General features: G+C 63.6%; 15 protein-coding genes. 8 read left to right on the top strand and 7 right to left on the bottom strand.

Annotation, left to right across the window (positions count from 1 at the left end; all coding sequences use genetic code 11):
- Nucleotides 1-23: 23 nt before the first annotated feature.
- Entirely contained in the window at nucleotides 24-632 is a 609-nt protein-coding gene (hisB, locus tag ASE71_RS12190) for an imidazoleglycerol-phosphate dehydratase HisB (protein WP_034802151.1), read from the bottom strand.
- 227 nt (nucleotides 633-859) lie between these two features.
- Between hisB and hslV the strand changes: the two genes are divergently transcribed.
- From hslV to ASE71_RS12165, 5 genes are all read left to right on the top strand, one after another.
- On the top strand, nucleotides 860-1,417 hold the full coding sequence (gene hslV, locus ASE71_RS12185) for an ATP-dependent protease subunit HslV (RefSeq protein WP_051659613.1): 558 nt from the start codon (nucleotides 860-862) through the stop codon (nucleotides 1,415-1,417).
- Nucleotides 1,407-1,931 (top strand): GNAT family N-acetyltransferase, encoded by a 525-nt coding sequence (locus ASE71_RS12180; protein WP_060521555.1) that lies wholly within the window; start codon nucleotides 1,407-1,409, stop codon nucleotides 1,929-1,931. Before hslV ends, ASE71_RS12180 begins: the two co-directional genes overlap by 11 nt.
- Nucleotides 1,928-3,235, top strand: coding sequence for an ATP-dependent protease ATPase subunit HslU (gene hslU / locus ASE71_RS12175; protein ID WP_034802146.1), 1,308 nt, complete (start codon nucleotides 1,928-1,930; stop codon nucleotides 3,233-3,235). The genes ASE71_RS12180 and hslU overlap by 4 nt, the downstream gene beginning before the upstream one ends.
- A 194-nt stretch (nucleotides 3,236-3,429) precedes the next feature.
- A complete protein-coding gene (locus tag ASE71_RS12170) occupies nucleotides 3,430-4,374 on the top strand; it encodes a DUF1402 family protein (RefSeq protein ID WP_113544634.1) in 945 nt (314 codons plus the stop codon).
- Between the two features lie 73 nt (nucleotides 4,375-4,447).
- Entirely contained in the window at nucleotides 4,448-5,842 is a 1,395-nt protein-coding gene (locus ASE71_RS12165; RefSeq protein ID WP_060521556.1) for a cytochrome P450, read from the top strand.
- Here the strand turns inward: ASE71_RS12165 and ASE71_RS12160 are convergent.
- Nucleotides 5,796-6,425: a hypothetical protein gene (locus tag ASE71_RS12160; RefSeq protein WP_060521557.1), complete on the bottom strand. Its 630-nt coding sequence runs from the start codon at nucleotides 6,423-6,425 to the stop codon at nucleotides 5,796-5,798. The genes ASE71_RS12165 and ASE71_RS12160 overlap by 47 nt on opposite strands.
- A gap of 150 nt (nucleotides 6,426-6,575) precedes the next feature.
- On the opposite strand from ASE71_RS12160, the gene ASE71_RS12155 reads away from it, so the two are divergent.
- Complete coding sequence (locus tag ASE71_RS12155) at nucleotides 6,576-8,579, top strand: hydantoinase/oxoprolinase N-terminal domain-containing protein (protein ID WP_060521558.1); 2,004 nt, start codon at nucleotides 6,576-6,578, stop codon at nucleotides 8,577-8,579.
- Nucleotides 8,580-8,784: 205 nt separating this feature from the next.
- The gene (locus ASE71_RS12150; RefSeq protein WP_060521559.1) at nucleotides 8,785-10,956 is read left to right on the top strand and encodes a malate synthase G; all 2,172 of its coding nucleotides are present in this window, start codon (nucleotides 8,785-8,787) and stop codon (nucleotides 10,954-10,956) included.
- Nucleotides 10,957-11,068: 112 nt separating this feature from the next.
- On the opposite strand, the gene ASE71_RS12145 is transcribed toward ASE71_RS12150, so the two are convergent.
- Nucleotides 11,069-13,111: a HAMP domain-containing methyl-accepting chemotaxis protein gene (locus ASE71_RS12145; RefSeq protein ID WP_320410599.1), complete on the bottom strand. Its 2,043-nt coding sequence runs from the start codon at nucleotides 13,109-13,111 to the stop codon at nucleotides 11,069-11,071.
- 156 nt (nucleotides 13,112-13,267) lie between these two features.
- Nucleotides 13,268-13,957: a L,D-transpeptidase gene (locus ASE71_RS12140; protein WP_060521561.1), complete on the bottom strand. Its 690-nt coding sequence runs from the start codon at nucleotides 13,955-13,957 to the stop codon at nucleotides 13,268-13,270.
- A 183-nt stretch (nucleotides 13,958-14,140) separates the two neighbouring features.
- On the opposite strand from ASE71_RS12140, the gene ASE71_RS12135 reads away from it, so the two are divergent.
- Nucleotides 14,141-14,665, top strand: a complete 525-nt coding sequence (locus ASE71_RS12135; protein WP_060521562.1) for an MmcB family DNA repair protein — start codon at nucleotides 14,141-14,143, stop codon at nucleotides 14,663-14,665.
- 58 nt (nucleotides 14,666-14,723) lie between these two features.
- On the opposite strand, the gene ASE71_RS12130 is transcribed toward ASE71_RS12135, so the two are convergent.
- From ASE71_RS12130 to hrpB, 3 genes are all read right to left on the bottom strand, one after another.
- Nucleotides 14,724-15,308, bottom strand: a complete 585-nt coding sequence (locus ASE71_RS12130; RefSeq protein ID WP_034802128.1) for an ActR/PrrA/RegA family redox response regulator transcription factor — start codon at nucleotides 15,306-15,308, stop codon at nucleotides 14,724-14,726.
- A gap of 78 nt (nucleotides 15,309-15,386) precedes the next feature.
- Nucleotides 15,387-16,694: an ActS/PrrB/RegB family redox-sensitive histidine kinase gene (locus ASE71_RS12125; RefSeq protein ID WP_034802125.1), complete on the bottom strand. Its 1,308-nt coding sequence runs from the start codon at nucleotides 16,692-16,694 to the stop codon at nucleotides 15,387-15,389.
- Between the two features lie 34 nt (nucleotides 16,695-16,728).
- Nucleotides 16,729-19,188 (bottom strand): ATP-dependent helicase HrpB, encoded by a 2,460-nt coding sequence (hrpB, locus tag ASE71_RS12120; protein ID WP_060521590.1) that lies wholly within the window; start codon nucleotides 19,186-19,188, stop codon nucleotides 16,729-16,731.
- Nucleotides 19,189-19,608 lie beyond the last annotated feature (420 nt).

Here is a 19,608-nt window from a genome sequence, read left to right as displayed (position 1 = left end):
AGTCAAAGCCAGTGACTGGCCGCTTAGGCAAGGGTCCCCTTGGTCGAGGGAACGCGGCCGGCCTGGCGCGGGTCGATTTCGGTTGCGGTGCGGAGCACGCGGGCGACGGACTTGAAGCAGGTCTCGGCGATATGATGGTTGTTGGCGCCGTAGATGTTCTGGATATGCAGCGTGATCCCGGCATGCTGGGCGAGCGCCTGGAAGAATTCGCGCACGAGTTCCGTGTCGAAGGTGCCGATTTTCGGCGACGTGAAGGTCACGTTCCAGACGAGGAACGGCCGGCCGGAAACGTCCACTGCCGCGCGGGTCATCGTTTCGTCCATCGCAAGATCGAGCGAGGCATAGCGGGTGATGCCGCGCCGGTCGCCAAGCGCCTTGGCAATCGCCTGGCCGATGGCAATGCCGGTGTCCTCGACCGTATGGTGGTCGTCGACATGCAGGTCGCCGTCCGTCTTGATCTCCATGTCGATCAGCGAATGTCGGGCGAGCTGGTCCAGCATATGGTCGAAGAAACCGACGCCGGTCGAAATCTTGGCGATTCCGGTGCCGTCGATGTTGACCGATACGGATACCGCGGTTTCGTTGGTCTTTCGCGAAACCTCTGCGGTGCGGCTGGACGTGGCTTCTGCCATCGGGCTCTCCTGTATACGCTGACGCGGCTCCTTATCAGGCAAAAGCTGAAATATCCAGAACTTGAGCGGTCGATTCGAATCATCCGGTGACAGTCGCCGAATGAAGATTGCGCCGGCGGCCTGTTGCCATTTGCAAACCTGTCTGCCGTACTTACATAGGCCTCAAGCAACCAGGCTCGAGTCACGAGCCGCAATGCCCCGCGTATCAGGGGCCTACGGGTAATTTCATGAGCGAACACAATCCCTACGGAACGATGCATGCGACGACCATCATCACGGTACGCAAGGATGGCAAGGTGGTGATGGCCGGCGACGGCCAGGTGAGCCTCGGCCAGACCGTGATGAAGAGCAACGCGCGCAAGGTGCGGCGGCTTGCCAAGGGCGACGTGATCGCCGGCTTTGCCGGCGCCACCGCCGATGCCTTCACACTGCTGGAACGGCTCGAAGCAAAGCTCGAACAGTATCCCGACCAGCTGATGCGGGCAGCCGTCGAGCTCGCCAAGGACTGGCGCACCAACAAGTATCTGCGCAATCTCGAAGCGATGATGCTGGTGGCCGACAAGTCGATCACGCTGGCGATCACCGGCAACGGCGACGTTCTCGAACCCGAGCACGGCACGATTGCCATCGGATCGGGCGGCAACTACGCCTTTGCCGCGGCCCGCGCGCTGATGGACAGCGACAAGTCGGCCGAGGATATTGCCCGCAGGGCGCTGCAGATCGCCGGCGACATCTGCGTCTACACCAACCACAATATCGTCGTGGAGACACTGGATGCCCAATGAGCCCGCGCATGTCAGTTTCGTGCCGGTGGCCGATAGCCACCTGCCGCTGCTGCATGCCTGGCTGAGCGAGCCGCATGTGCGGCAATGGTGGGGCGACCCGGACAAGGAAGTGGAGCTGATCCGCGAAGGCTGCGCGTCAGGAGACGTGGAAGGCTTCATCTTCCACGTGGCCGGCGAGCCGGCGGGCTACATCCAGTCCTGGGTGCCGGCCCAGTACCCGGACGACGAGCCCTGGGCGAAGGACATGCCGGCCGATGTGCCCGGTATCGACATCTTCATCGGCCCGGCGGAACTGACGGGCAGGGGCGTCGCATCGCTCGCGGTCCGGGCCTTTGCCGGGCGGCTCTTTGCCGCCGGCGCACCCCGCGTCGTGATCGACCCTGACGCCGGCAACCGAAGGGCCGTCAGCGCCTACACCAAGGCCGGCTTCGTGCCTTACGCAGAATGGATTGATACGTCCGGCCGCACACTCCTGATGGAGCTGACGCGGACCGAGTTTGAGAGGACTACATGAGTACGTTTTCACCCAGAGAAATCGTGTCGGAACTCGACCGTTTCATCATCGGCCAGAACGACGCCAAGCGCGCCGTGGCGATCGCGCTCCGCAACCGCTGGCGCCGCCAGCAGCTCGGGGACGAGCTGCGCGACGAGGTGATGCCGAAGAACATCCTGATGATCGGACCGACCGGCGTCGGCAAGACCGAGATTTCCAGGCGGCTCGCCAAGCTCGCCGGCGCGCCCTTCGTCAAGGTCGAGGCGACCAAGTTCACCGAGGTCGGCTATGTCGGCCGCGACGTCGAGCAGATCATCCGTGACCTCGTCGAAGTCGGCATCGGTCTCGTGCGCGAAAAGCGCCGCGCCGAAGTCAAGGCAAAGGCGCACCAGAATGCCGAGGAGCGCGTGCTCGATGCACTGGTTGGCGCCACCGCGTCACCGGCAACGCGCGACAGCTTCCGCAAGAAGCTGCGGGCCAACGAGCTCGACGACAAGGAAATCGAGATCGACATCGCCGAGACCGGCGCGCCGGGCGGCGGCTTCGAGATCCCGGGCATGCCGGGCGCCAATATCGGCGTGCTCAATCTTTCGGAGATGTTCGGCAAGGCGCTCGGCGGCCGCACCAAGAAGGTCAAGACGACCGTCAAGGCCTCCTATGGCATGCTGATCGACGACGAGTCCGACAAGCTGCTCGACAACGAGCAGATCCAGCGCGAGGCCGTGAAAGCAGTCGAAGACGACGGCATCGTCTTCCTCGACGAGATCGACAAGATCGCCTCGCGGGAAGGCGGCATGGGTGCTGGCGTCTCGCGTGAAGGCGTACAGCGGGACCTCTTGCCGCTCGTCGAAGGCACGACCGTTGCGACGAAGTATGGGCCAGTCAAGACCGACCACATCCTCTTCATCGCGTCCGGCGCCTTCCACGTGGCCAAGCCCTCGGACCTGCTGCCGGAGTTGCAGGGCCGCCTGCCGATCCGCGTCGAGCTGCGCGCGCTGACGAAGGAAGACTTCCGCCGCATCCTGACGGAAACCGAGGCGAGCCTCATCCGCCAGTACAAGGCGCTTCTGGACACAGAAGAGGTCAAGCTCGACTTCACGGATGACGCAATTGATGCGCTTGCAGACGTGGCGGTGCAGTTGAACGCCACGGTCGAGAACATCGGCGCCCGCCGGCTGCAGACCGTGATGGAGCGTGTGCTGGACGAGATCTCGTTCAATGCGCCGGACCGCGCCGGCCACGAGGTGACGATCGACGCTGAATATGTGCGCAAGCATGTCGGCGATCTCGCCGCCAACACCGACCTGTCGCGCTATATCCTGTGACATTTCGGTCGTAGGGCCATGCAAACGCCCGCAAGCCTGAATACGCAGGCCGCCTGTCTCTCGACAGGCGGCCGCATTTTTTCTAACACGGACGCGGTTATCGATCGTGGTCCGGGCATTTTTCCGACATGATCTTGGCGTAGGAGCGGCCCGCCGACCGAGGCAGCCTCCACCAGTCACAGGAAGAAGAGATCGTGCGTTTCACCGCCTGCATGCTCGCTATCGCCACGTTTTGCCTGAGCGCAAGCCAGTCATTCGCCGCGACCGACGTTCCGCCGGGCAACCGCAACGTCGAGCAACCGGCGATCCCCGGCGCATCCGTGCGCCGCACCAAGGCCGGCCGCACGTCCTTCGATGCCAAGTTCGAGAAGGTCCGCGATCTGCTAGCCACCGACAAGCAGCTGATCAGCAAGATCAAGTCCGTGTCGCGCGCCTATGGCATCGCACCGATCCACATGGTCGGCGCGATCGTCGGCGAACACACCTACAATGTCGACGCCTACGATCGGCTGCAGTCCTATTACGTCAAGGCGGCTGCCTATGCCGGCAACAGCTTCCAGTTCGGATACGATGGCGAGACGGTCGCGGAATTCGTGGCTCGGCCGCAATTTTCCGAATGCGGCGCCAAGAAGGGCGCCTATGCGCTGTGGATCTGCCGCGAGCGGGTCTGGGACAACGACTTCCGCGGCAAGTCGGTAGGCGGCAAGTCCTACCCGAACAACCGTTTCAGCGCCGTTTTCTTCCAGCCCTTCTTCGCCGGCCAGACCTTCGGTCTTGGTCAGATCAACCCGCTGACCGCCCTGATGCTGACCGATATCGTGGCAAAGACCTCGGGCTATGAGCGCCTCGACGAGAACAATGCCGCCGGCGTCTATGAGGCGATCATGGATCCGGACGTCTCGCTTGCCTATATGGCGGCCTCGATCCGTCACTCGATCGACACCTACAAGTCGATCGCAGGGGTCGATATTTCGACCAACCCCGGTGTAACCGCGACGCTCTATAATGTCGGCAATCCGGATGGCCGCGCGGCAGCGCTCGCCGCCAAGATTCAGAGCGGTCAGGCGCAATGGCCGGAGGAAAACTATTACGGCTGGCTCGTCAACGACAAGCTGTCGGAACTCGAAAGCCTGCTGTGATTCACGTGAAGCACTTTCCTTGATTGCGCCGTAAAAACCTGAAATCCTGGGGCAATCGAGAAAGGCAATCACCATGGACATGCGTCCGGAGCCGTTCGAACCGCCGGCTCCCGTTCCCCGTGTCGGCATTCCTTCCTACCTGAAGATCATCAGGACCGTGCTGCGCAATCCGCTCGAACTGTGGGGCGAGCCATCCTATACGCTGCCCTGGATCGAGACGAAGTTCGTTACCCAGCGCACCCTGATCGTCAACGATCCCGGCCTCATCCGCCATATCCTCGTCGATAACGTCGCCAATTACGAAATGTCGAAGGTGCGCCGGCTGATCCTGCGGCCCATCCTGCGCGACGGGCTGCTGACGGCGGAAGGCGAGGTCTGGAAGCGTTCGCGCAAGGCCATGGCGCCGGTGTTCACGCCGCGCCACGCCAAGGGCTTTGCCGGCCAGATGCTGCGCAGTTCGGAGCAGTTCGTCGAGCGCTATGCCGGAGCCCAGGAAGCTCCCTTTACCACCAATGTCGCCAACGACATGACGGAACTGACCTTCGACATCCTGGCCGAAACGCTGTTTTCCGGTGAGGTCGCCGTCGAGCGCGAAGGCTTCGTCCAGAGCGTCGAGGAATTGCTGCACCGCATGGGCCGCGTCGATCCGATGGACATTCTGCTGGCGCCCGAATGGATCCCGCGCCCGACGCGCATCGGCGGCAAGAGGGTGATGAACCGCTTCCGCTCGATCGTGTCGGAGACCATGGCGCTTCGCCGCCGCAAGATGGCGGAGGACCCTAAGGGCACGCCGCAGGATTTCCTGACCTTGCTTCTGGAGATCGAGGGCAGCCAGGGCCTTTCGACCGCGGAGATCGAGGACAACATCCTGACCTTCATCGGTGCCGGGCATGAGACCACCGCCCGGGCACTCGCCTGGACGCTCTACTGCGTTGCCAACACGCCGGCCTATCGCGAAATCATGGAAGCCGAGATCGATACCGCGATGGCAAGCGGTGCCGAGCCGGTCGAATGGCTCGGTCTGATGCCGCATGTGCTCGCCGCCTTCGAGGAGGCGATGCGGCTCTATCCGCCGGCGCCGTCGATCAATCGCGCGGCGATCGAGGAAGACGCGTGGACCTCACCGACTGGCGAGCGGGTGCGCATCCCCAAAGGGATCGCCGTACTGATCATGCCCTGGACGCTGCATCGCCATGTGCTCTACTGGGATAAGCCGCGCGCGTTCATGCCCGAGCGTTTCCTGCCGGAAAACCGAGAGAAGCTGAACCGCTACCAGTATCTGCCCTTCGGTGCCGGCCCGCGCGTCTGCATCGGCGCGACTTTCGCGCTGCAGGAAGCGGTGATCGCGTTGGCAGTGATGATGCACCGCTACCGCTTCGATACGACCGCGGAAACCAATCCCTGGCCGGTGCAGCGGCTCACTACTCAACCGCGGGGCGGGTTGCCGATGAGGGTTTCGGCTCGCTGAAGGTCTTGCCGGGGATCGGTGACTGAACGGAACGCACCGGAGAATCCGCCGGCTTCGGCTGCTGTAGCATTTTCGACGGCTTCTTGATCGTCTTGATCTGTGCGCAGGTGGCGTCGCCGACATTGTCGCAGGGCTTGTAAACCACGATCTCGCTTCCGGCGCCATCGTCCCAGACCGCCTGGATCGTCAGCGTTTGCGCCGTTTTGGCGGGCAGCGAGATGTAGACATATTCGGCCGTCTCGTCGCCGGGCAGGTTGAAGGGCAGCTGCGGATTGCACTTGGCCAGCGGGAAGCGTTGGTCGAGTGCGTCGGAATTGATCGAGTAGCGGATTTCCGATAGCCGGCAATGCATCGTCTGCAGTGCCGTGAAATAGATTAGCTGCCGGTCATCATAGTCGCGAAACTGGATCCAGCCGGTCTGCTTGTTGGCATCGAGCATCGCCTTGTAGATCGCGACTTCGGGCAGCTGCGGCTTGTATTCCTCTTCCTCCGCGTCCTGTGCTCGCGCCGCCCCAGTCGGAAGCGCAAGGGAGATAGCCGAAAGCAGCCAAACAAAGGCGAGAGGACGGTGGCGTTGGTGCATGCGCTATGTCTCCGTCCTGCATTTGTGTCGCTCGATAGATCACCGATGTCCGCGACACGATGGTTTTCCCTTGAAATATGTCATATCACCGCATCGATCCCCATTGAACCCGGGGCCTCTGCGCCCCGCCCGAATTCCGGACTGCGCGAATTGACCTCCCATTTTCTTCTCGGCATCGACACCGGCGGCACCTACACCGACGCCGCCCTCTTCTCGGAGACGAAGGGGGTGGTCGCCAAGGCCAAGGCGCTGACGACCCGCCATGACCTCGCGGTCGGCATTTCCGGTGCAGTCGAAGCGGTGCTCGATCAGGCCAGCGTGCCGGTCTCGGCGATCAGCATGGTCTCCCTGTCGACGACGCTTGCCACCAATGCGCTGGTTGAAGGGCAGGGCGGCCGCGCCGGCCTCGTCATGATCGGCTTCGGCCCCGAGGATCTGAAGCGCGACGGTTTGCAGGAAGCGCTCGGCTCGGATCCGGTAGTCTTCCTGCCGGGCGGCCACAATGTGCATGGCGGTGAGACCCCGCTGGACATGAGCGAGCTCGACGCCGTCCTGCCGGTGCTGGCTGATCAGGTCTCCTCCTTCGCCATTGCCGGCTATTTCGCCGTTCGTAATCCGGATCATGAAAAGCGCGTGCGCGACCGCATCCGCGAGGTCTCGCACCTGCCAGTCACCTGCAGCCACGAACTGTCCTCGAAACTCGGGGGGCCGCGCCGTGCCTTGACGACGCTGCTCAACGCCCGCCTCGTCTCGATGATCGACCGGCTGATCGGGTCCTGCGAAGGGTTCCTCAAGGCGCGCGGCATCGACGTGCCAATGATGGTGGTGCGCGGTGACGGTGCGCTGATTTCGGCCGAGGAGGCGCGGCTGCGCCCGATCGAGACGATCCTCTCCGGTCCGGCAGCAAGCCTCGTCGGCGCAAGGCATCTGACCGGTCTCGACAACGCCGTGGTTTCGGATATCGGCGGCACCACCACGGACGTGGCCGTGCTCGATGGCGGCCGCCCGCGTCTCGATGCCGAAGGCGCCGTCGTTGGTGGCTTCCGCACCATGGTCGAGGCTGTTGCGATGCGGACCTACGGCCTTGGCGGTGATTCGGAAGTGCGCATCAACGATCACGGCCTCAAGGCGAAGATCGATCTCGGTCCGCGCCGGCTGATGCCGCTGAGCCTCGCCGCAGCGCTCCACGGCGACGCCGTCATCTCGGTGCTGGAAAAACAGATGCGCGCCCAGCATATCGCGCGCAACAATGGGCGCTTTGCCGTGCGCACCGGCCTGCCGGATCATCTGGCAAGCGGCCTGCAGCCACAGGAGCAGGCGCTCTACGAGCGCATCGGTAGTGTCCCCGTCTCGCTTGAAACGCTGCTCGTCTCGACGCCACAGAAGGCGACGCTCGATCGTTTGGTGGCCCGGGGGCTCGTCCATATCTGCGGTCTGACGCCGTCCGACGCCATGCATGTGCTCGGCCGGCAGTCGCAATGGAACCTCGAAGCGGCCGAGCTTGGCATTCAGCTTGCGGCCCGGACCCGCGACGGCTCCGGCCAGCCGATTGCTTCTTCTCCACAGGCGCTGGCGCAGATGATCGTCGATCGGCTGACGCGGCAATCCTCCGAGGTCATCCTGCAGGCCTGCCTCGGCGAGGACGGCGCCGGCGCGATCGATCCCGCGGTGTCGCAGGCCGTCGATCGTGCGCTGACCCGGACGCCCGGCATCGTCCGGTTCTCGCTTGGTCTTGATCGTCCGCTCGTCGGTCTTGGCGCTTCGGCGCCGGTTTATTACCCGGCTATTGCCGAGATGCTCGGAACCGAAGCCGCGATTCCCGAGGAGGCCGGCGTCGCCAATGCCGTCGGCGCCGTGGTCGGCCAGGTAAGCGCCACCGTCACCGTTTTCGTAACGATGCCGGAGGAGGGCATTTTTGTCGTCAACGGGGCCGGGGCCAGCGAACGTTTTCTCGATCAGGAAAAGGCTTTTGGTGCCGCGCGCCGACGGGCCGAGACCGCAGCTCTGGAGGCGGCGCGCACCAACGGTGCCGATGATCCCGCGTCGTTGCTGCGCGAGGAAATCGATGCGCCGGAGGTCGAGGGCAGCCCCAAGCTGATCGAGGCCAGGTTCGTTGCGTCCGCCAGCGGCCGGCCGCGCATCGCGCACGGCTGATCTTTTCCATTTCGGAAACAATTCTTCGCATCCTTGCAGAATTGACAGGGAATGAATTGGTGAGAAACTGCGGCCGTTTCACGCGCGTATTGCGCATGGGCTGGTCCGAGACCCGCTTCAGGCGCAAGATCAACATGTTGGGGCGTTTTCATCGCATCCGTTCGGATCGGTGGCGCTCCTTACGTCTATTTCAAGGAGTTGGCAGATGGACCGCATTGAGACGTATGGATTGAAGATTGATGCGGACCTCCATCGCTTCCTGGTGGAAGAGGCGATGCCGGGCACCGGCGTCGATGCAGAGCACTTCTTTGCTGAGCTTTCCGCCCTCGTGCACGATCTGGCGCCGAAGAACCGGGCGCTGCTCGCCAAGCGCGACGACCTGCAGGCCAAGCTCGACGCCTGGTACAAGCAGAACGGCGCCCCCAGCGATATGGAGACCTATCAGGCCTTCCTGCGCGATATCGGCTACCTGCTGCCCGAGGGTGGCGAGTTCAGCGTTTCGACCGCCAATGTCGATCCGGAGATCGCGACGATCGCCGGCCCGCAGCTCGTCGTTCCGGTCATGAATGCGCGCTATGCGCTGAACGCCGCAAATGCACGCTGGGGCTCGCTCTACGATGCGCTCTACGGCACGGACGCGATTTCGGACGCTGATGGCGCCGAGAAGGGCCGCGGCTACAATCCGAAGCGCGGCGCCAAGGTCATCGCCTGGGCGCGAAACTTCCTCGACGCCAGTGCGCCGCTGGCGAATGGAAGCTGGGCCGACGTTACGTCCCTGAAGGTTGCTGGCAGTGCGCTGGCGATTGGTCTCAAGGATGGTTCGAGCACTGCACTGCGCAACGCCGCTCAATTCGCCGGCCATTCCGGGGCTGAAGGTGCGCGCTTCGAGATCGTTCTCCGGCACAACAATCTGCATGCGATCATCGTCCTCGACGCCTCCACGCCGATCGGCAAGGAAGATCCGGCGGGCATCGCCGACGTCATTCTCGAATCGGCGATCACCACGATCATGGACTGCGAAGATTCGGTCGCCGCCGTCGATGCCGAAGACAAGGTCGTCGTCTACCGCAACTGGCTCGGCCTGATGAAGGGCGACCTCGAAGAAGAGGTTGCCAAGGGCGGCAAGACCTTTACCCGTCGTCTCAATGCCGACCGCGTTTACACGGCAACTGCCGGCGGCACGCTTTCCCTTCCCGGCCGCTCGCTGATGCTGGTCCGCAACGTCGGCCACCTCATGACGAATCCGGCTATCCTTGACCGCGACGGCAAGGAAGTGCCCGAGGGCATCATGGACGCGATGGTGACGGCGCTGATTGCCCTCCACGATGTCGGCAACGGCGGTCGCCGCATGAACTCCCGCGAGGGTTCCATGTATGTCGTCAAGCCGAAGATGCATGGCCCCGAGGAAGTCGCCTTCGCCAGCGAGATTTTCGCCCGTGTCGAAAAGGCGCTCGGCATGCCCGCCAACACCATGAAGATGGGCATCATGGACGAGGAGCGCCGCACGACGGTCAACCTCAAGGAATGCATCCGCGCGGCCCGCGAGCGCGTCGTCTTCATCAACACCGGCTTCCTCGATCGCACTGGCGACGAGATGCACACCTCCATGGAAGCCGGCCCGATGATCCGCAAGGGCGACATGAAGCAGGCAGCCTGGATCGGCGCCTATGAAAACTGGAACGTTGACATCGGGCTTGAATGTGGCCTGTCCGGTCACGCCCAGATCGGCAAGGGCATGTGGGCGATGCCCGATCTGATGGCGGCGATGCTCGAACAGAAGATCGCCCACCCGAAGGCCGGCGCCAACACCGCCTGGGTGCCGTCGCCGACGGCGGCCACTCTGCACGCGACCCACTACCACCGCGTCAATGTCGCCGAAGTCCAGGCGAGCCTGAAGAGCCGCGCCCGCGCCAAGCTCTCCGATATCCTGGCCGTGCCGGTCGCCGTCCGTCCGAACTGGACGTCCGAGGAAATCCAGCGCGAACTCGACAACAACGCGCAAGGCATCCTCGGCTACGTCGTGCGCTGGGTCGATCAGGGCGTCGGCTGCTCGAAGGTTCCCGACATCAACAATGTCGGACTGATGGAAGACCGTGCGACGCTGCGCATCTCCGCCCAGCACATGGCCAACTGGCTGCATCATGGCGTCGTCACCGAGGCCCAGGTCGTCGAGACGATGAAGCGCATGGCGGCCGTCGTCGACAGTCAGAACGCCGATGATCCGCTCTACGTCGCGATGGCCGGCAATTTCGACCGTTCGATTGCCTTCCAGGCCGCCGTCGAACTCGTCCTCAAGGGCCGCGAGCAGCCGAACGGCTACACCGAGCCGGTCCTGCACCGCCGCCGCCTGGAGCTGAAGGCGCGCAACGCCGCCTGATTCGCCACCGAAGTCGGGGTATTGGGAAAGAGCCGTGCGTTCACATGAACGCACGGCTCTTTCGTTTCAGCGGTGGTCCGGGCTTCCAGACACGATCGCAGCCCGTGCCGCTCTAAAACTCCGCCCAGCCGTCCGTTGCGAGTGCGGCATTGCCGTGGGTGGCATAGGGGGCTGGTCGGCGTACCGGCTGAGGACGTCCCTGGTCACGCGTGGTTGCGGCGACTGCCGGGGCAGGCGCCATCGGCCTGCCCTTTGGCTGGGCCTCGCCGGCGAGCGTGAAACGGTCGATCAGGTTGCGCAGGTTCGTGCCTTCCTGCGCCAGCGTCGCGGAGGCCGCATTGGCTTCCTCGACCATCGCTGCGTTCCGCTGCGTTACCTGGTCCATCTGGTTGACGGCGGTGTTGACTTCGCTCAATCCCACCGACTGTTCGCGGGCGGAGGTGGCGATCGCCGCCATGTGTTCGTTGATCGTGATCACATGCGCCTCGATCGTCTGCAGCGCCTCGCCGGTGTCGCGCACCAGGTGCACGCCGTTCTCGACCTCCCGGCTCGATGTACGGATGAGATCCTTGATTTCTTTCGCAGCCTTCGCCGAGCGCTGGGCGAGCTCGCGCACCTCCTGGGCCACGACGGCGAAGCCCTTTCCCGCTTCGCCGGCCCGCGCTGCTTCGACGCCGGCATTCAGCGCCAAGAGGTTTGTCTGGAAGGCGATCTCGTCGATGACGCCGATAATGCTGGAAATCTGGCTGGAGGATTCCTCGATCCGACGCATGGCTTCCACCGCGTTGGCGACGACGACGGCGGATTGGGCCGCGCTGGTCTTCGCCTCGCCGGCGATGTCGCGTGCCTCCTCCGTCCGTCTTGAGGAATTGCTGACATTGGCGGTGATCTGATCGAGCGCCGCGGCCGTTTCCTCGAGAGACGCGGCCTGCTGTTCGGTGCGCTTGGACAGGTCGTCGGCGCTCTGGCTGATTTCGCGCGTGCCCATGCCGATGTTTTGGGCGCTGTCGGCAACGGCGAGAAGCGCATCGTTCAACTGCGCGGCCGCCTTGTTGAGGTCGTGCCGCAATTGTTCGAACTCGGCGGCGAACGGCTCATGTAGCTGAACGGCGAGATCGCCGTTGGCCAGCCGCTGCAGGCCGCCGGCAAGTCCGGCGGTCGCCTGCGTCAGCTTTTCCTGCGCCGCCTGCTCCGCCGCCTTCTGGACGCGGACACGTTCGGCCTCGCCGTTGCGGCGGTTCTCCTCGGCCTCCGCCTGCAGCCGAAGATTCGAGCGCGCCGCCTCGCGGAAGGATTGAATGGCGCGGGCCATTTCGGCGATCTCGTCCTTGCCGCGCACCGGCTCGTCGGCATCTTCAACGTGGCCGTCGATCAGCCGGCGCATGGCGGCGATCTGGCGGGCGAGTGGTCCGACGACGCCGCGCAGCACCACAAGGAGGGTGCCGGCAGCAAGCGCCACGACGAGAACGATGATCCCAATGTTGAGTGTCTGTACGGTTTCGAACTCGTGATGCTTGGCCTCGAAGGCCGTACCCGAAAGTTCGACCTGCAGGTCCGAAATCTCGGAGATCGTGGCCGTCAGCGGATCAATCGTCGCGTAGAGCTTGTCGCGCACGAAGGCATCAAGAGCCTTCTGGTCCTTGGCCGAGAGGATTTGCGTGAGTGCCGTGATCGAATCCATCGCAACGACCATCTGGCTTCGTGCATTGTCGACGAGGTTCCGTTCCTCGTCGGTCATCGAGGTCGCCGCATAGGCATCCCAGTTTGACTTGATCGTTTCCCGTGCGGCATTGACCGAGGCAAGGCCGCTCTCCATCGATTCGTTACCATTGCGCACCTTGTGGGCAGCATCGACGATCGAGACCGCAAAGGCGTCGGAAGTCGCCTTCAGGTTCTTCAGCGGCACAATGCGATCGGCGTAGACCGCGTCCATCATGTCGCTGGTTTCCGACAGCGTGCTCTGGCTGTGAATAGCGATGCCGATAGCGATCGATGATAGAAGCGCGATTGCGCCGATAAGCTTGGTCTTGATCAGCATGCCAGTCCCTCCCGAGCGGAATTTCGTGGGCACACTGTTTCGATTATTTAGATAACGCTTACTTAATAAGCGACTGAATTTAAGTCGAAATTGAACTTTCCGAGCGGACGGCGACAAATTCCGCGACCCTGATTTGAGCGCGAATCAGGACGGCAACTTTGCGTCGATGGTGTGCCTGCCTGCGGCTTTCGCTCGGAAGTTGGATGACGTTGGGCGCGAACGAAAAAAGCCGCCGACGGGGTCGGCGGCTTTGTCAGTGCCGATCTGATTCGATTACTGCTGGACGACGACGCGGGCGCTCTTGCCGGGGCGAACGCGCGAATAGAGGTCGATGATGTCCTGGTTGATCAGGCGGATGCAGCCGGACGAAGCGGCGGTACCGATAGAGGACCATTCCGGCGTGCCGTGCAGACGGAACAGTGTATCCTTGCCCTGGTCATTGAAGAGGTAGAGCGCGCGGGCGCCAAGCGGGTTCTTGAGGCCGGGACCCATGCCATCTTCGACGTACTTGGCGACTTCCGGCTTGCGTTCCGCCATTTCCTTCGGCGGATGCCACATCGGCCATTCCTGCTTCCAGGCAATATAGGCTTCGCCTTCCCATGCAAAACCGGCCTTGCCGACGCCGATGCCGTAACGAACGGCCTTGCCGCCCGGCAGCACGTAGTAGAGGAAGCGATTCGGCGTGTTGACGACGATCGTTCCGGGGCGCTCGCTGGTGGCGTAATCGACGATCTGGCGATGGAAACGGGTATCGACCTTGCTGATCGGAATGGCCGGCAGCGCGTAACCGTGATCCTCAACTGCGCCATAATCGCCGTTAAAGATCTGATTCGTAGCAACCTGTACCGTTGCGAGCGCGGGTTCGTTCGCAGCCGTTTCGGGCTTGGACGAGGTCGTCGAGCAGCCGGCAACGGCGAGTGTCGCCGCGAGGCTGCACAAGAGGAAGGCATTGCGGAAGCGCATGGGAGTCTCTTAAAAAGAAGCGAAGTAAAAACTGGGTCGCCGCGACCAACAGTGACTACGGTTATTTTCGATTAGTTTGAGCTATGCAAGAGATTGCGCGGCCACAATTTGGCTGAAAAGTGCAAATTCGATGACCCTTGTTTTTTTGCAACAAAATGACCGGCTCAAAGGGACACCGGACGCATGACGATCCTCTCCATCCATGGCGACAACCCCTTGATCGACGGCCGCCAATCGAATCGCGCGATGATGGTGCGCCGCGGCGTGCAGCGGCTGTTCGCCGAGCTGCGCCATTCGGTCCTGCCGGAATTGACCTTGGCGAGTGGACGGCGTGCCGATCTGATCTCCTTGTCGGCGAAGGGCGAAATCTGGATCGTCGAGATCAAAACCTCGATTGAGGACTTTCGCGTCGACCGCAAATGGCCGGACTACCGACAGCACTGCGACCGGCTGTTCTTCGCCACCCATGCCGGCGTGCCACTGGACATCTTTCCGGAGGACTGCGGACTGCTGCTGTCTGACGGTTATGAAGGCCACATCGTTCGCGAGGCGCCCGAACACAGGCTGCCGCCGGCGACACGCAAGTCGGTGCTGCAACTCTTTGCCCGTACGGCAGCACAACGGCTGATGCTTGCCGAATGGGCGGCCGAGCGCAACGGCGAACTCGGTGATTCGATCGGCGACATCCTCTCCGGCGGTCGCGACTGATCCCGCGGGGAAAAGCGACCGGAGCAGCGGTTGTGCGCCGGTCGTGGAAGTTGATTGCTTACTTCGGCGCGCGCTTGGCGAGAATGCGCTGTAGCGTGCGGCGATGCATGTTGAGTCGGCGCGCCGTTTCCGAGACGTTGCGCTCGCACATTTCATAGACGCGCTGAATATGTTCCCACCGCACGCGATCGGCCGACATCGGGTTTTCCGGCGGCTCGACGCGTTCGCCCTGGCGCTGCACGAGCGCGGCAAAGATGTCGTCGGCATCGGCAGGCTTGGCGAGATAGTCGACCGCGCCGAGCTTCACCGCGTTCACGGCGGTGGCGATGTTGCCGTAGCCGGTCAGCATGATCATGCGCGTGTCGTCGCGCCGTCCGCGGATCGCTTCGATCACGTCGAGGCCGCTGCCGTCGCCGAGCCTGAGGTCGATGACCGCATATTTCGGCGGGTTGCCCTTGGCCTTGGCGATGCCTTCCGCGACCGATTCGGCGATGTCGACCGAAAAGCCACGGGCTTCCATGGCGCGGGCCAACCGCCTGAGAAAGGGTGCGTCGTCATCGACCAGCAACAGGGTGCGGTCCGGTCCGATCAGTTCGGCGTCCTGTGCGGTGGTGCTGGGCGAAGCTGTCGATTTGTCGGTCATTCTCGCAATCCTTGGGCAAAAACGGAACGCTTTCGCCGAGATTATAGGTTTCTGCCTCGTTCAATAAACTGCGAAATGTCATTTCGCCAGTTTCGTATCCATGAGGGCGCGCGGCCATTCGACGCTGACCCGGGCGCCCGGCCTCTCCGGCCCGCCATTCTCGAAGCGCAGGCGCGCGCCCGAGCGTTCGAGCAGCGTCTTTGCGATAAAGAGCCCGAGCCCGAGGCCGCCGGCGCTGTCATCCTTCTGCCTGCGTGTCACATAGGGTTCGCCGATCCGCTGCAGGATATCGGGCGCGAAACCGTCACCATCGTCGGCGATCGTGACGCGAACCCGATCCGCCGTGTGCTCGACGGTTACGGTCACCTGTTTCTTGGCGTAGTCGACGGCGTTTTCCAAGAGGTTGCCGAGCCCATAGAGAATGCCGGCATTGCGGTTGCCGACCGGCTCCGTGGCACGGTCGCCCTTTTCGATGAGCTCGATGTGGATGCCGAACTCGCGATGCGGCGCCATCACCTCTTCGATCAGCGACGACAGCGGCAAGAGTCGCATGTGCTCCTCGCTCTCGGAGGACAGCGTCGTCAGCCGCTTCAGGATATCGCGGCAGCGTTCGCTCTGGCTGCGCAGCAGATGCACGTCCTCCCCGAAGCGCGGATCGTCGCCGAGTTCGCGTTCCATCTCCTTGGCGACGACGCTGATCGTCGCAAGCGGCGTGCCGAGTTCATGGGCTGCCGCTGCCGCAAGCCCATCGAGCTGCGACAGGTGCTTTTCCCGCTGAAGCACGAGTTCGGTCGCCGTCAGCGCTTCCGACAGCTCACTCGCTTCCAGCGACACGCGGTAGGTATAGAAGGCGGCAAAGGCGGTCATCGAGACGATCGCAAACCAGATGCCGGCGGTCAGCACCCGTGGCATCAGCAGGACCGTGCCCGGATACCAGGGCAGCGGAAAGGGTGAGAAGGCGAGTGCGGTGATGGCGATTACCGCAAAACCGGCAAGAATGATGCTGTGTGACTTCGGCTGTGACGCAGAGGAAATGATGACCGGGACGCAGAGCAGCGGCGCGAAGGGATTGGTGAGCCCGCCCGTGATGAACAGCAATCCGGTGATCTGCGCGAGATCGAGGCCGAGAAGCGCAAAGGCCGCCGGCGGCTGCAACCGGTGCGTCGGCGGATAGCGCAACGTCACATAGGCGTTGACCAGCGCGAGGCTCGCGATCAGCACCAGGCAGGAAATCAGCGGCAGAGGAAACTGCAGCCAGAAGGCCGTGATGAGGACGGCGATCGACTGGCCGCCGACGGCCAGCCAGCGCAGCCGGACGAGCGTCTGCAGGCGCAGGCTGCGGTTGCTGGTCTGGTCGTTGTTATGTTCGAGCGCAACAGTGGTCATTCGTGCCTGCATTCCAATGATCGATGCTTTCGTCTCATGTACCACGGGGCTTCGCCCGTGTCGTCGGCGCCGCATTGGCCGGATCCTCGGGCCAGGGATGCTTCGGATAGCGCCCGCGCATGTCGGCGCGCACATCGCGCCAGGAACCCGCCCAGAAACCGGGCAGGTCGCGCGTCGTCTGGATCGGCCGATGGCCGGGCGAGATCAGCTCGAGCAGCAGCGGCAGCCGCCCATCGCCGATCGCCGGATGGGTCTTCAGGCCAAAAAGCTCCTGTACCCGGATCGACAGCAGCGGCTCGTCGCCGTCGTAGTGGATCGGGTGCCGTTGCCCGGTCGGCGCCTCGAAATGCGTCGGCGCCAGCCGCCCGAGTTCCCGTTGCCGCTCGTGCGGAATGAGGGAGACCAGACCGTCGGAGAGATTGGATGCCTTGATGTCGGCAATCGCGGTGATGCCGTGCTGGAAGGGAGCGAACCAGTCGTCGAGACGGTCGAGCAGCGCTTCGTCGGAAACATCCGGCCAGGGTTCACCGATCGAGCGGTTGAGGAAGCCGAGGCGGTCGCGCGTCTGCATCGCCTCCTTGGAGAAGGGCAGGATGGCAAGGCCGAGCTGGCGTACGCCGTCGGCGAGTGCCCGCGCCGCCGATTCACCGGTCGGTCGTGTGAGTGGCGCCTCCTCGAAGATGATGGCGCCGAGCCGCGTGACCCGACGCGCCCGCACCTGCCGGCTGGCCTTGTCGAAAAAGCTCTGGTCCTCGCGGGTTATCGCCTCGGGCATATGCGCCTCGACCTCGGCGCGCGTCAGCTCTGCCGCCGCCAGCACGCGCTGGCCGCCGGCGCGGCCGGTCAGGTCGGCGATGACGAGCATGGAAGCCGCCGCCAGCCGCTCCGTCTCGGGGATCTCGGCACCCCGTCCGTTCGCCATGACGAACCGGCCGCGGCCACCGCGCTGCAGCGCGATGCGGTCGGGAAAGGCGTGCATCAGCAGGGCACCCGGCTGGATCGGTTCGCTCGATTTCGGCGCGCCCTTCAGCTCGGCCGCCATGCGCCGCGCCAGATTGCGCGAGGCGTCGGCGCGGTCGCCACGCTCCTGACGGAAGCGGCGCACCCGCTCCTCGAGATCGACGCTGTTACCGCCCAAGCCCTGTTCGGTCAGCATCACCGCCAAGAGACACGCGGTTTCCGCCTGTCCCTCTTCGGCCGCGGCGACCGCCATTGCCGCCAGCCGCGGCGGCAAGGCCAGGTCGCGGATCTTGCGGCCCGTCGGGGTCAGCGCGCCGGCCTCGTCCAGCGCGCCAAGGCTGGTCAGCAGTTTCCTCGCTTCGGCGAGTGTCGTCTCTGGCGGCGCGTCGATGAAGGCAAGGGTCGCCGGATCGCTGACACCCCAATGGGCGCAGTCGAGCAGCAGGCCCGAGAGATCGCTGGCCAGAATCTGCGGCGGCGTGAAGGCGGCAAGCGCTGCGGTCTGGCCGCTATGCCAGAGACGGATGGCAATGCCGGGTTCGGTTCGCCCCGCACGGCCGGCGCGCTGATCGGCAGACGCGCGCGACACGCGCACCGTCTCCAGCCGCGTGATCCCGGTCGCTGCCTCGAACACCGGAACGCGCTGCTGGCCGCTGTCGATGACGATGCGTACGCCGTCGATGGTGATCGAGGTTTCGGCGATCGAGGTGGCAAGCACGATCTTGCGGGTGCCTGATGGCGCCGGCCGGATCGCTGCATCCTGTTCCTTCTGGGTCAGGTTGCCATAAAGCGGAACGATCGCAGTATTGTTGTCGAAGCGGTCCTGGAGCCGCGTGGCGACTCGGGTGATTTCGGCCTGGCCGGGCAGAAAGGCGAGGATGGAGCCATCTTCCGTACGATGCGCTTCGGCAATGGCCCGCAGCATCGTGTCCTCGACGCTGTCGCCGCCGCGATCCTGGTAGCGGATATCGATCGGATAGCTGCGCCCCTGGCTCTCGATGACCGGCGCATCGCCAAGCAGGCCCGAGACCCGCTCGATATCGAGCGTTGCCGACATAACGATGATCTTCAGGTCGTCACGCAGCGCCGCCTGTACGTCGAGCGCCAGCGCCAGGCCGAAATCCGCGTCGAGCGAGCGCTCGTGGAATTCGTCGAACAGCACGGCTGCGACGCCCTTGAGTTCCGGGTCGTCGAGGATCATGCGGGCAAACACACCCTCGGTCACCACTTCGATGCGTGTCTTGCCGGAGACGCGGTTGTCGAGACGCATGCGATAGCCGACGGTTTCGCCGACCTTTTCTCCCAGGAGCTCGGCCATGCGGCCAGCTGCGGCGCGCGCTGCCAGTCGGCGCGGCTCGAGCAGAATGATCTTTCCGCCCTTTGCCCAGTTCTGATCGAGCAGGAAGAGTGGAACGAGCGTCGTCTTGCCGGCGCCGGGTGGGGCCGAAAGCACCACGGAGGGGCCTGCGGTGAGCGCTTGTGCCAGTGCGGGCAGCACCTCGCGAACCGGAAGCGCAGGAAGCTGTGTCGTCACGTCTGGTTCTCCGCCCCCTATAGAGATGATGGCGCTGCGTGCGGTCGGTGCATCCGTCGGCTCATGCATCACCATGTTGTCGGTCCGCCACCGCATGGATCGTCATGTCGGGCAGGGCGGACAATTCGCAAGTACGGCAATAGCCCGGCCAAGGGCAAGTGTGGCGCGTCCGTGAGCGTGCTTCGTATGGCGCTTCGTTGCTGGAGATATCTACATCTGACAGCTGAGAGACCCATGCTGTCTACATGTAGATGAGGTCGCTCTGAGGGGCGTTTTGGGCCACGTGAAATGGCCATCAGGTTTTTGACCGCCTGGTCAAAGATTCGCGCCGCGGATTCGCTGGTTTTCCGGTGCATTAAATCGACCTAGTTTATCAACAGCTGGAATTATTGTGTAAATTCAGTGAGTTGTCGATTTTTG

Origin of the sequence: Ensifer sp. Root954, assembly GCF_001429005.1 — a bacterium.
Classification (GTDB): domain Bacteria; phylum Pseudomonadota; class Alphaproteobacteria; order Rhizobiales; family Rhizobiaceae; genus Ensifer; species Ensifer adhaerens.
This window is presented reverse-complemented; position numbering and strand designations above follow the sequence as displayed.

Bases quoted from the DNA above. Each gene is read 5' to 3' on its own strand.
- ASE71_RS12135 (WP_060521562.1), top strand. From the start codon at position 14,141: ATGACGATCCTCTCCATCCATGGCGACAACCCCTTGATCGACGGCCGC.
- ASE71_RS12160 (WP_060521557.1), bottom strand. From the start codon at position 6,425: ATGCACCAACGCCACCGTCCTCTCGCCTTTGTTTGGCTGCTTTCGGCT.
- ASE71_RS12180 (WP_060521555.1), top strand. From the start codon at position 1,407: ATGCCCAATGAGCCCGCGCATGTCAGTTTCGTGCCGGTGGCCGATAGC.
- ASE71_RS12130 (WP_034802128.1), bottom strand. From the start codon at position 15,308: ATGACCGACAAATCGACAGCTTCGCCCAGCACCACCGCACAGGACGCC.
- ASE71_RS12165 (WP_060521556.1), top strand. From the start codon at position 4,448: ATGGACATGCGTCCGGAGCCGTTCGAACCGCCGGCTCCCGTTCCCCGT.
- ASE71_RS12140 (WP_060521561.1), bottom strand. From the start codon at position 13,957: ATGCGCTTCCGCAATGCCTTCCTCTTGTGCAGCCTCGCGGCGACACTC.
- hslV (WP_051659613.1), top strand. From the start codon at position 860: ATGAGCGAACACAATCCCTACGGAACGATGCATGCGACGACCATCATC.
- hisB (WP_034802151.1), bottom strand. From the start codon at position 632: ATGGCAGAAGCCACGTCCAGCCGCACCGCAGAGGTTTCGCGAAAGACC.
- ASE71_RS12150 (WP_060521559.1), top strand. From the start codon at position 8,785: ATGGACCGCATTGAGACGTATGGATTGAAGATTGATGCGGACCTCCAT.
- hslU (WP_034802146.1), top strand. From the start codon at position 1,928: ATGAGTACGTTTTCACCCAGAGAAATCGTGTCGGAACTCGACCGTTTC.
- ASE71_RS12125 (WP_034802125.1), bottom strand. From the start codon at position 16,694: ATGACCACTGTTGCGCTCGAACATAACAACGACCAGACCAGCAACCGC.